This is a genomic window from Paralteromonas sediminis (genome assembly GCF_003820355.1).
Classification (GTDB): Bacteria; Pseudomonadota; Gammaproteobacteria; order Enterobacterales; family Alteromonadaceae; genus Alteromonas_F; species Alteromonas_F sediminis.
In genome coordinates this window covers 1-11980 of record NZ_RPOK01000002.1, presented here as the reverse complement: position 1 = coordinate 11980, position 11980 = coordinate 1, and the positions used below count along the sequence as shown (strand labels likewise).

At 41.0% G+C, this 11980-nt stretch carries 12 protein-coding genes; 9 read left to right on the top strand and 3 right to left on the bottom strand.

Annotated elements, in window-relative coordinates; translation table 11 throughout:
* Window positions 1-29 precede the first annotated feature (29 nt).
* A complete protein-coding gene (locus DRW07_RS05325; RefSeq protein WP_124026872.1) occupies window positions 30-650 on the top strand; it encodes a DsbA family oxidoreductase in 621 nt (206 codons plus the stop codon).
* Window positions 651-699: 49 nt separating this feature from the next.
* On the opposite strand, the gene DRW07_RS05320 is transcribed toward DRW07_RS05325, so the two are convergent.
* Complete coding sequence (locus DRW07_RS05320; protein WP_124026871.1) at window positions 700-1716, bottom strand: hypothetical protein; 1017 nt, start codon at window positions 1714-1716, stop codon at window positions 700-702.
* 344 nt (window positions 1717-2060) lie between these two features.
* On the opposite strand from DRW07_RS05320, the gene DRW07_RS05315 reads away from it, so the two are divergent.
* Complete coding sequence (locus DRW07_RS05315) at window positions 2061-2279, top strand: hypothetical protein (RefSeq protein ID WP_124026870.1); 219 nt, start codon at window positions 2061-2063, stop codon at window positions 2277-2279.
* 249 nt (window positions 2280-2528) lie between these two features.
* Here the strand turns inward: DRW07_RS05315 and DRW07_RS05310 are convergent, their stop codons facing one another.
* Together DRW07_RS05310 and DRW07_RS05305 are read right to left on the bottom strand one after the other, a co-directional pair.
* Window positions 2529-3191: an OmpW family outer membrane protein gene (locus DRW07_RS05310; RefSeq protein ID WP_124026869.1), complete on the bottom strand. Its 663-nt coding sequence runs from the start codon at window positions 3189-3191 to the stop codon at window positions 2529-2531.
* 147 nt (window positions 3192-3338) lie between these two features.
* Window positions 3339-5771 carry a TonB-dependent receptor gene (locus DRW07_RS05305; protein WP_124026868.1) on the bottom strand — a complete coding sequence of 811 codons (2433 nt, stop codon included), beginning with the start codon at window positions 5769-5771 and terminating at the stop codon, window positions 3339-3341.
* Between the two features lie 160 nt (window positions 5772-5931).
* On the opposite strand from DRW07_RS05305, the gene DRW07_RS05300 reads away from it, so the two are divergent.
* The 7 genes from DRW07_RS05300 (at window position 5932) to DRW07_RS05270 (ending at window position 11927) form a co-directional block, all read left to right on the top strand.
* Window positions 5932-6903: a LytTR family DNA-binding domain-containing protein gene (locus tag DRW07_RS05300; RefSeq protein WP_165870409.1), complete on the top strand. Its 972-nt coding sequence runs from the start codon at window positions 5932-5934 to the stop codon at window positions 6901-6903.
* A gap of 323 nt (window positions 6904-7226) precedes the next feature.
* Window positions 7227-8525 carry a tyrosine-type recombinase/integrase gene (locus DRW07_RS05295; protein WP_124026866.1) on the top strand — a complete coding sequence of 433 codons (1299 nt, stop codon included), beginning with the start codon at window positions 7227-7229 and terminating at the stop codon, window positions 8523-8525.
* Window positions 8509-9258: a DUF6387 family protein gene (locus DRW07_RS05290; RefSeq protein ID WP_124026865.1), complete on the top strand. Its 750-nt coding sequence runs from the start codon at window positions 8509-8511 to the stop codon at window positions 9256-9258. The genes DRW07_RS05295 and DRW07_RS05290 overlap by 17 nt, the downstream gene beginning before the upstream one ends.
* A 76-nt stretch (window positions 9259-9334) precedes the next feature.
* The gene (locus tag DRW07_RS05285) at window positions 9335-9547 is read left to right on the top strand and encodes a MerR family transcriptional regulator (protein ID WP_124026864.1); all 213 of its coding nucleotides are present in this window, start codon (window positions 9335-9337) and stop codon (window positions 9545-9547) included.
* Complete coding sequence (locus tag DRW07_RS05280) at window positions 9544-9981, top strand: hypothetical protein (RefSeq protein ID WP_124026863.1); 438 nt, start codon at window positions 9544-9546, stop codon at window positions 9979-9981. The genes DRW07_RS05285 and DRW07_RS05280 overlap by 4 nt, the downstream gene beginning before the upstream one ends.
* Before the next feature lie 72 nt (window positions 9982-10053).
* Complete coding sequence (locus DRW07_RS05275; protein ID WP_124026862.1) at window positions 10054-11091, top strand: hypothetical protein; 1038 nt, start codon at window positions 10054-10056, stop codon at window positions 11089-11091.
* Entirely contained in the window at window positions 11088-11927 is an 840-nt protein-coding gene (locus DRW07_RS05270) for a VapE domain-containing protein (RefSeq protein ID WP_205665368.1), read from the top strand. The genes DRW07_RS05275 and DRW07_RS05270 overlap by 4 nt, the downstream gene beginning before the upstream one ends.
* The last annotated feature ends 53 nt before the right edge of the window (window positions 11928-11980 follow it).

The window sequence follows — 11980 nt, the reverse complement described above, 5'->3', positions numbered from 1 at the left end:
ATGCTCACAAAACGGCAAAGGATTTATAATTGAACAACATCGAATTTTTTCATGATGCTGTATGTGGGTGGTGTTATTTATTATCTCCACGTCTGCATGAAATAGCTCGTAGGTTTGATGTAAAAATTATCCATCGCTGTTTTGTACTTGAGCGTAACGAAAACGATTTAGCTGCTAGATTTGTGACGCTAGAAAATGCAAAGATTAATGCTCTAAAACAATGGGAGCAGTGTAAGCTATTTTCGGAAAATCCTAGCTTAATAAATATCGAAGGAATGCGCCAAGCCAGCTTTAGCTATCCCTGCGGCCTTTATGCTGCAATAGCAGCAAAGGCTGCTGAGCAATTAGGAGGACAACGTGGGCATTGGCGTTTTTTTGATGCTGTTCAATACGCTCATTTGTATCAAAATCGCAATATATCAGACATTCCGGTTCTTCTGGATGTAGCCGAATCCGTGGGTTTTTCCAAACAAACTTTTATAAATGTAATGGCCTCACGTAGAACAGCTAACGCAGTAAATAAAGACAATGACAGAGCTGTAGAGTTGGGAGTGCGAAGCGTTCCATCCGTCCTTATAAACGAAAGACAGCTAATTTCACAAACATTGTCAATTGAGCAACTGGAAGCATTGTTTAAAGCAAGAGGCTAAACTCATACAGAATGACAATTCCCCCTGAACTCGCCTTATTTTTTGTGCGCTAATCAGGCAATTGATTTAGACAATTATCATCATCAAAATCACACAATATACCTAAAGTTGAAACTTCACTTTGAAGCACTGGTCTCTCAAGCAAATCAGATACGAAGTCAGTCATTAAATCTTGACTTAACAGAGCAACCATTTCCAAGTGATTTAATTCTCCGTAGAAATTTACATAAACATTTTCATTTGGAATGGAGCCAAAAGAAGAATACTCAACAACCCTATCTTTATCAGATACATAGATAAATGTAGGAGATTTCACCCTATTCAGTTTTGCTATTAAGTCAGTATCTTTTAATGTTGTTCCTGACTCCTCATAAACAATTTGAATTGCATCCTCTAGCGTATCTTCGGAGATAAACGTCGCGTATATTTTATCCCTATACAGAATGTCGTAAATCGCTTTTGCTGAATAATCAAAGTCGATCATTGGCGCGACTAAATAGAGTTTGGCATTGTCAATTTTTCTTTCAACCTCGCTTGCTGCTAATGCGCCCATTGAAAAACCAATAAGGTGCACTTTTTCAGGGTTTAATCTTTGAATTTCAGCAACGATTGGAGGTGCGTAATCTAATCCAAATTTAAACGTTTCTGTGTTCTCAGCACTAGGTATAACGATGACCTCTGCACCCGTCATGCGTTGAAGCCATAATTGATGTATATACAAGACTTCAGTGGGTTGGTTATAACCCGCGAAGAGCAATATCAAATGATCCGCAAGTGGTTTAGCGGTTTCTACACCGCTATTTTTAGTTTCGTAGCGCCAGATCTTATTGTTATCATTGATGTGAAAACTAAATTCTAGACTATGATCACCTGCGGCAAGCTCACCTAAACCTATTGCTTTAACACAGTAATTGTTGCTGTCACACAATTGTTGCACAACGGCCCATTCTGAGATATTGCCATCTATGTTAGATTTTTTGGGGCTTGTCATTTGATTGGCGATAAATGAAGCGCAGCCGCTCAAGCTAATGAATAACAGCCCTATAGTAAATCCTTTTACAACCACTATTACTTTTCCTCTCTAACTCTCGATGCAATAAAGTATAATGGATCGATGATACCTGATTACACCTCAGGCTATTACTTCTGACGCTTAAGAAACATTCCCTGAACCGTCATCAATCATACAAGTACATCCAAGAAGACCAATACTTAGGTTATTGACTACAGTAGCATACCGTGTGTTCTACCTACTCCCCTCTGTTGCCATATTAAGCATCTTGCAGTCGAAAGAATGATCTTAAGTAGTCTGCAAATGCTGATTACGAAAAAGCAACTCGATTAATTTATTTAATAAAGAGATTCTTTTTCAAAGTGTAAAAGCCCTCTAATCACTTGTAGGGAGTTGATATGTTGCGAAATTTAAAAGAAAGCATACTTTTACTGATATACGCATTGGTAATGATATTTGTAAATGTATTGCTCTCGCGCGGGCTTCTCTCAATATTTACAGACATTGGAAAAGGCATGGAAATAGCTATCATCGGTATTGTTATTTTACTGGTAGTAGCATTGTTCACCGAGGTGGGTAAAAGGCTAGCGTTATTCTCTCGAGTGAAGAAAGATTAGTTTATGGAGTAGAGCCCAATATTATCTTTATTGAATTTTAGCTAACAAGCTGGAGAGCAGTAGAATTGGTCGGTGTGAGAGGATTTGAAATTTACCTGATCACATTACATAGCAACATATAGTGATACATAGCATTACATTTGGGGTGCAAAAAAGGGTGTTGGGCACCGCTAGCAATGGCAACAACACAAAAGAATACGCATTTTAAAAAAGCGTATTCTTCTGCCACCTTGGAAACTCAAGTTCTCGTCAAAATTTATAAGTTAAATTCGCTTGCAGACTGATAGGCGTATAGTCAAAGTCTTGGAAGACTCCTGCGGTCACATTTTCTTCTGCTACCATATCAATTCCTGACACAGTCAAATATCGAACTTCGGCTTGCAATGACCAGTTTTGAGTGAGTTCATAATCTATACCTGCGAATATCTGAAAACCGAGATCTCCACTTCCTGAGAACGAGCGCTCGCCAGAATCATCTTCTAGATCAATGTCGATTTCCTGCAAGACAGCTATTCCGGCCCCAATAAACCAGCGCCAATCAGCGTTTAGATTGGAATAGTAGGAAGTGTTTAGGGCAAACATGCTAGAAGCAAAATTCCCGTCAGTGAATACGATATCACCCGGCAAGATGGTTTCAGAATCGTTTGACCTATATTCCCAATACAGTTCAACTGCCCAATATTCATCCACGAAATACCCTACACCAAGTCCAGCGTTTAAGCCCGCATCAAGATTCACGTCGACGGCCCCAGTTTGGTTCAGTACATCGCTTACTCGCCCACTTTGATCAGATAACGTGCTGAGCCCAAATGTTGGTTTTAAGTACCAGTCGAAATCCTCCGCACTACTGGACAAAGACGTTAGGAAAGCTGCGGTAGCCAAAACTCCGCCGATCACTTTTGCTTGTTTCATGTTTCGTTTCCTTTGTTGTCAAATACCTTCGTTACTACTCAGCTATTCTCTACACAGCCCATTGTTACAGACCACTTTTGTATGAATGGATGAATTGATGCATGAACGGTAGGCTTTTTGACATCTAACCTACCGCCCTATCGTCAACTACAGTGTTACGCGAATTCCCAAGAACGGAAATACTTCACCTTCTTCAATGACATCCTGCCCTGTACGTTCATTAAACTCTGTCGAGCTTGGATTATCTGCACCATAAGCATTGATGACATCCAAAAAGATATTAATCGCAGTCCTCTTATACTCGGTTCGATAATCGACTCTAAAGTTTAATGAGTTAAAGTTCTCAAAGCGCTGCGTATTCGTACTGATATTTTCTTTCGAAAATCTGAGGCCACGGTAGTTTTCGAATACTGGTGTTTCACCCAAGACATCTGCATGAACAATGAAATCGTCCGTTGGAGTTCCCGAGGCAAACTTAAAGCGTGCTGACACGCTCCAGCTTTCGTTGATATCCCAAAGCCCGCCAACGCTGAAAAAGTGCGGTCGATTAAAATCAGAATCATAGTAGGTTTGTTGTGGCCCATCTTTCACTTCACTTTGGTTGTATGAATACTGGATGTCTAATGACCAACTATTATCGAACCGTTTGAATAGTCCCGTATCGAAACCAAACGACTTTCCCTCACCCGCATTGCTGAAAGCATTCGCCAGCCCGTCTGTCTCTACCAGTAAGTTGGATAGGCGCTGATAATAAGGCTCTAGCAAGAACTGCCAATTATTGTTGATTTGATAAGTCACACCCACACTGAACGAATCCACACGTTCATTCTGGAGATTTGAATTGCCTGGGTCACTGGCTCTATCACTAAAGCGTAGGCTTTGCGTGTAACGGCCAACTGTTGCGGCGAGATTAATTCGAGAAGACAATGTCCAGTTAACCCCAAAGCGAGGAAGGATTTCGGTTTTATCAGCAAAGCCATCATTTTCAACTCTTAAACCTGCGCGATAGCTAAAAGCGTTGAAATCAAAATTCTGCTCAATATATGCTGAACTCAATAGCGCACTGTCTTGGTACGCCGTATCTATTAAATCAGGTGTGAGCACTACGTAGCGTTGAGTTGGGTCTGCTGGCGCGTCTTTTGTATCATATTGAAAGCGGATCCAATTGTTTTGCAGGGATAATGAGTAGTCCAAATCCAGATAAGCTAAACGTAGACCTGCGCTCATCTGACCAAAATCATTGAGGTAGCTAAAATCACTGCGCAAGCCAAACTCAGTTTCTTTGCTCGCAGAGGTTAATATACCTTCGCGGATCGGAATGGCTTCCATAGGCGTATCCTCAGGTACTAGATCAGGATAAGCCTCACCGAATGTACCGTCTTCATCATACAAGCGATAGTAAAGACGGTTATCCCATACACCACTTTCTCCGACAAAGCGGCTTAATGTTAAACCAAGTAGCAAATTGTCGGCTTCACTGTTACTTAACTCCAAGTCTTCATAGTTACCAGGATCATCCTCATCTGACGCCAGAGCGTTGGTCAAATCCCGAGTATTTTTTTCGGTTGCATAAATTAATAATGTCTCAAGATCAGTGTCGGCATTAAGCGACGTACTGGTTTTGAAAATAAGATCAGTATTCTTCGGAGAGCCGATATCCTCAATTCCGATAATATCGAACAGCCGACCAAAGTCTTGCTGGCGCAACGACAGCAGCATTGTGCCGTCTTGTGTTAGTGGGTTGGGCCCTTCGTAACCGGCTTCAAATCCAGCAAAATCGAACAAGCCAGTATACGTTGATTGCTCACTATTGCCCGACGCAACACTCAACTTAAGCAGCGAGCCAGCTTTACCACCATAGGCGGCACTCCAACCGCCTGGCTGAAATTCTGCACCGTTAATAATATTTGGGGCGAATATAGAATAACGCCCTCCACCTTCAATGGCCTCTTGCTCGCCAAAACCATCTGCAAAGTGCACGATCTTCTGAAATGGGAAACCATCGACAAATATCAAGTTATCTCGCGGTCCATTGCCTCTAACAGTAAAACTGGCAAACTCACCTCTCGAAAATAAACCGGCAAGGCCATCTAGAGCCCGCAAGATATCACCGCCACTGCCAGTAGCACTGCGCAATAATTCTCGATCAAGATAACGAGTACCGGCAGATCCGCTGTTTTGTACCCGTGATTGATCCGCAAACACCTGTATTACCTCAACATCAGAGCCAGCAGCAAGCATCTCTATCGTAAAGGTGTTAACCCGATTAGATTCAATGACTAAGCGTGGGAGCTGCGTAGCTTTAAAGTTGGGATGAACTACCGTTGCCGCATATTGCCCTCTTGGAAGCGAGATAACATATTCGCCATTGGTTACCACTCCATTAAAGGTAGCTCCATCTACCTGTGACTGAATGCTAACATTCGCATCATTGACTGGGCGTTTAGTTGCCGCGTTGATTACCTTTATAACCAATTGTGAATTAGTATTTGCAGCGGTGACTTGGGCCATCGTCTGCAGTGATAACCCCAGCAGAATAAATAGCAGTGAAATTTTTTTCTTTAAATACGTTATATCCAAACTACGTTGATTTCGGTCTGGCTAGGATGCTGACTTATGCGCTGTAGCACGAGGAGAATTGTACGAATGGCACAAGATTTTCACCAACGGTTGTGTACTAGAGTATTCATTAAATTCCTTTCATGAAAAAAAACAGCCGAACATGTTAGGGTGCTTGACTATGGGTGCTAACCAATGGGTAAATGACAAAAAAGTAATGTTCAGCCAGCAGACGACTATGGTGATCAATCGAAGTGTAATAGGACAGGCGCCAGTTAGTGTCAGCCTGACAGTTGTCGGGATAACTATCATTATGCTATTCACCGCCATAGAACCTGAGGCGAGTGCTGGCTTAGGCTTTTGGCAACGCCTGCTATTCTGGACAGCACAAATTAGTATCTCTCTTGTGGGTATTCTGATTGCAAGTCTTATCGTCAGACGGTTGGCGTCTGCTGCAATTTCTGATCTATTTCTAATCGTAGTTACCGGACTTATCGCGAGTATTATAATCAGTCCAGCATTTGTAATTATTGAAAGCTGGTTTCCTAACTTGGACCGGGTGCCTGATAGTTTGTTGGACGAATTTGCTGAAACCGGATTTGCCCCAGCCCTGTTGGTACAATCAATAGAAACAATGCCAGCACTGATTATTGTTTGGGTATTGGTTAATTTGCCTATTCTACTAAATAGTACCTTTCTCAACGATGATAGAATAACGTCTGAACCCGAGGACGAACCGCCCCAACCACCTAACACAAAAGAGTTGGACAAAGCACAAGATAAAAACACCAGTTACAGCGATAGAGACCAGTTCTATTTGAAGCTACCGGAAAACATTGGCAAAAACATAATGTACGCATCTTCAGACCTACATTATTTAAATGTGACCACCGAATTAGGTTCAGCCCTAATATTAGGAAGTATAAATAAACTGGCTGACGCTTTTGAAGATGATGGCTTTTTGGTTCATCGCTCACACTGGGTAAATAAAGCCTATGTTAATCGAGTAGTTATAACGGGTAATAACGCTCAATGTATTATGCAGGATAAGAAAAGGATCCCCATTTCACGCAGCAAACGTAAACTTTTGAAGGCCTATTTTGGCAACAATAATCCGGTTAATACAAATATAGTTAAGCTCAAATCAAACTAATTTTGTGTTATTTGATTAGGGCAGATATGTTATCAATCGTGTAAGGTGAATGCTGATCCCCCGTTTATGGGGTAGAGCCGTAAAAAATTGGAAAAATCTTATGATATCAGGAAGATAGTTGGTCGGTGTGAGAGGATTTGAACCTCCGACCCCTGACACCCCATGGAGTTTGCGAGAAACAATCGTAAACTATCAAAAACACATTTCAATAAAATATAAGCAACAACTATCAGTATTTAAATAGATTTTTTAGTTTTTATTCATTGCCTACTGTTTATCCTTGTTGCACAATAATGTTCGACACAGGTTCGACATAAGAAAATATGCCCTCGTTAAATCTGAAAATTACCGACAAGCGAATTCTGGAAGCACCTCCAGAGATCAATCGTATCAGCGATACGGAAATAAAAGGTTTTCATGTCAGATTCGGACGCATCAAAATTGACGGGACACGCAAGTCAACATATTACTTTTACTACAAGCTAGGAGGACGAGCAGGAAAAGAAGCGAACTTTAAAATAGCTCATACTGATGTATTGAAGTCCGATGAAGCTCGTAAACAAGCAAAAGCCTTGGCTGGAGTCGTAGCTCTTGGCAAAGACCCGCAAGAGATCAAAAACCAAGAGTATAAAGCTAGACTAGAAGAAAAAGGCAAAGAGAAAGTTTCGAATCTAATCTCTGAATTTGTGGAACAGTACATAAAACCAAAAAGAAAAAGACCTGATGAAGCTATTCGGGTGTTTGACAAGGACGTTTTACCCAAGATCGGTAATGTGCCATTAGATGAAATAGATAGTCGTCAAATTGTTACTCAAGTATTAGACCCCATAAAACGCAGAGCCCAAACCAAAGAGAAGCCCGATGCTGGTGGCGTTCAAGCGAATAAGACTCTATCGTTATTGAAGCAAGCTTTTGACTTTGGCATATCTAGAGGGCTGGTAAATACAAATCCGCTGATTAGCATAAAAAAAATAAATGTCGGTGGAGAAGAAAAACCAAAAGATCGTTACTTATCATTGGATGAAATCAAACTGCTATTAAACAACTTAGAAAAAACTGACATTAGTTTTCAAATTAAAACCGTCATTAAAATCCTTCTATTGTCAGGGTGTCGAGTTGGTGAAGTAACGCTAGCAGAATGGTCGCACATTGATTTTAATAGCGAGGTGTGGCGGTTTCCGCCAGAAAATGTAAAAGGTCGTAAAAACAGTAACAAAGGTCATGAGTTGCCATTGACTAAGACATTAATAAACTTGCTTAGAATAGTTCAAAAGCGCTATGAAGGATTGGGTTCAGAGTTTGTATTCCCTTGTTTAACTGGCGCTAACAAGGGCCAAAAGCAAATGGACAAGAGAAGCGTAGCCAGAGCAATCAATAGACACTCTAAAGTATTAGAAATTGAAAAATTTACACCACATGATTTTCGCAGAACTATCCAAACTCATATGGCCTCGATGGGAATAGAGTTAACTGTAATTGAAAAAATCCTAAATCATGAACTACAAGGGATGATGCGGGTGTACAACAAATATGACTATATGAAAGAGCGAAAGGTAGCTCTTAGTGATTGGTCTAATAAGGTGTCTTCAGCTATCGGAGGTAAAGTTGAACAAACGCTATAGCCGCAATACGCCTGACACTCCAAGTTGGTTTGATGAGAATAACTACAATTGGGTAGATGAAATTAGCGCAAGAGAGTTAGCGAAGCAGCTAACAGCTCGATGGGAGATACGATATTACGAGCAACATGAGTATCCAGAGACCTTAGGGAATGAGTTTAAAGAAAGAGCAAACCGGAATTACCTCCAAATAATTTGTGGCAGACCTCGAATAGAATTTAGCGAAAAAGAATCAGTATGCCCAGCTCACACATCTGTAGCACCAATAACCCAAGATGAGGTTTTGGAACTCTCTAAGGAAATCGAAATGATCCGCTCAGGACTTTTGGATACTGATGCCGATGACCCTTCTTTAGATCTTGCTATAGGCACAGCAATAATCAAAGTTAACCTAAATATTGATCGACATCAGATCAAGGATGATTTTGAAAAATTTTTGGACAATACAAAAAAACTCTATGACGAACACTTCTACGGTAAAATTGAACAAGCCAAAAGGAGTATCGATATAGAGAAGGAAAACTTCATCAAGTATAAAGTTTTACAGCTACTAGACATCGAAAACTATAGGTTAGTCAATAAGTTAGCACCGCTAACACCTACAAAATTGATGGAACTAGATTTTTTCACTGAGGGCCTTAAGAACCACCCAAGTCCATCAACTCTCAAAGACACACTAAAAAACGCACTAAATAGCCACTACCGTTACAGATTGTTTAATCAATACAAAAACTAATATGAGTTTTTGTATTTAGTCATTTGCAAGCCAAATGTAATTTAATCACCGTATTTTAAATAACGGAGATAAACCGATGGCAAGTGACAACAACTACTTAAGCACCAAATCATCAGCTGAATTTCTAGACTTGGCTGAATATACTCTTAGAGCATCAAGAATGGCTGGCGGCAAACTACTTGGCCATCCCCCTCCCCCACATATAAAAATTGGGAAAACAGTTCGTTACTCAAAGATTGAGCTGGAAAACTGGTTAGGAAAAGTAGCAGGTAAGGAGTGTGAACAATGAAACAGAAGTCTTTTCCCAAACGCGGAACGCCTGCTAGAAAATTACTGGAATTATTAAGTGACGGAAGAGCGCACGACAGAAATGAAATCGCTCAATTGATTGGAGAGGATATGCGCAGTCCTCTCCAAGATCTAAGAGGCAAAAAGTATAGATATTGGTACATACACAACGTCAGAATAAAAGGAGAGCGCCAAACGTTTTTGAAGCTCGATCCTAGGCACTTATCTGGCGATGAGCAGCTTGATGCCCTTGCTAGAGCTGAACGCGAAGTTCTTTACTTACTGGGATCATATTCACATGCAAAAAGTGCCTATCTCAGGTTAACAAAGCTGAGCAGAGAACTTGTGATTGCTCAAACAAGGCTATTCGAGCTTTACCCAGAAGCGGCCAATAGCCCGCAATTCAGGCAAAAAAAAGACCAATCCGAAGAGTAGTCTTTTCCTTTTCTTTAGCTGGTGGCATAGCTTTGGCGAGTTCAACCACCAGCTCCAACGAGAGTTTAAACCATGCTTAAATTTTTATCAGCAAAAAGTCACAAAGTGACCACAAATTTTAGTTTTATAGGTTGGGATGATTTAGTTAAAGTTGTAGAAAATCCACCTTATTTAGGCGCGATTGACACAAAGCAAGCTAAGGCTAAATCAGCCATCATCGCCGCAACAGATGCGCCAGACAAACAAAAGTCTACGATACTAGAGCACAACAATTTCACCCTGCTCAGACTTGACCTTGATGAAACACCTTTCGATATGGAGGGTGTTACGGATACGCTAGAAAACATGGGTATTTCATCCTTCGTAGTCCATACAACTGCCAGTCACAAACAACGGGGTAACGGCAACCGCTTTCGTGTTTACATCGAAATAGCCGAGTCTTTGACTTATAAGACCTGGGCTACCTTAGAAGCCTATTTGTGCTATGTATTTCGTGCTGATGATTGCGCCAGTAGGCCGCAGCAAATAATGTATTTGCCTGTTACTTATGATGGTAGCCATTATGAATACCACGTTTCCAAGGGCATGCCGTTAAAGACAAATTGCAGCATATTAATGAAACGAGCTATCGAGTTCTGTAAAAAGCAACATATTGAACAAGAGAAAGCGATTGCAGGTTTAAGCAGTCATGCAATTAAACCAACAATTAAAGAAAGTCTTGTTGGCAAACAGGTGAGCATTATTGACCTGTTCAACAGTAATTATGGCTGGGATGAGTTACTTACAAGTTTTGGTTATGTAAAGCAAAACAAAGCATGGTTACCGCCAGAGTCCACCAGCAAAACGGCTGGTGCGTATATTCTCCAAAGTCCTACAGATGGCCGGGAACGCTATTATTCACATCATGAGAGTGACCCATGCGCGACAGGAAAAGCCATTGATCAGTTCGACTTTATTACCATTCGTGAATATGGAGGTGATACTAAACAAGCTCTAAAAGAGGTGGCCTTGCGTCATTTTCCCGATGTAGACCGATTTAATAAAAAAGAATGGGCTATCAATAATCACAACCAAAAAGCACAGCTCCTTTTTAGTGGGGGAGCCAAATGAGCGTTTTGCCAATTAAGAAACTGGTTATTGCTCTGCCAGAAAACACAGAGAAAGATTCGCCAAGATTTCCCGATTATAGTCAGGATTCAAATGGCAATCTCCGAGTAGCAAATACAGACGAAAACTTGTTAGCCCTTGCAAATTATCATGGCCTAGGTTTTCGCTTTAATATGATGAAGTTTCAACCTGAGGTACACGATATATGCGGTGATTTGGTATTGAACAACTTTGATCAAGTCCGCAGTAAACTAATTAGCGCAGCAAGTCGTTACGGTTTACCGAAAACTACTATTGACGACCACCTTTCTGCTGTTTGTTTGAATCACGAATATCACCCAATAAAAGATTGGTTAGACAGCGGTGAATGGGACGGTAAAGAGCGTGTCAGTGATGTTATCGGCTGCCTTAATGCCAAATCACCAGAGATAGCAAAAATTGTTTTAAAACGCTGGCTGGTGGCATGTGTGGCAAGTGTATATGAGCCGATGTTCAAGAGTAAATTGGTACCTGTCCTACAGGGTGATCAGTCTTTTCGAAAAACAGCTTTTGTTGAGCGCATTGCACTTGTAATGCCTAGCGCGTTTCTGGAAGGTGCTGAATTAAACCCGGATTCAAAAGACAGTGTTTTAACTTGTATTCGTCATTGGATAATAGAATTGGGCGAGCTAGAGCGTACAAATCGCAATTCACAAGGTTCACTTAAAGCGTTTATCACAAAGTCGATTGATACAGTTCGGCCACCGTACGCGAGAACTGATATAAACAAACTGCATATTCTGGCCGATCATGAACACTCATTCTGGACGAACGTGAACACTGATTCTGGCACATCGTGAACACCTATTCTGGTCTGATGGTGAACACTTTTAGCCCTTGTCCAGAATCACTG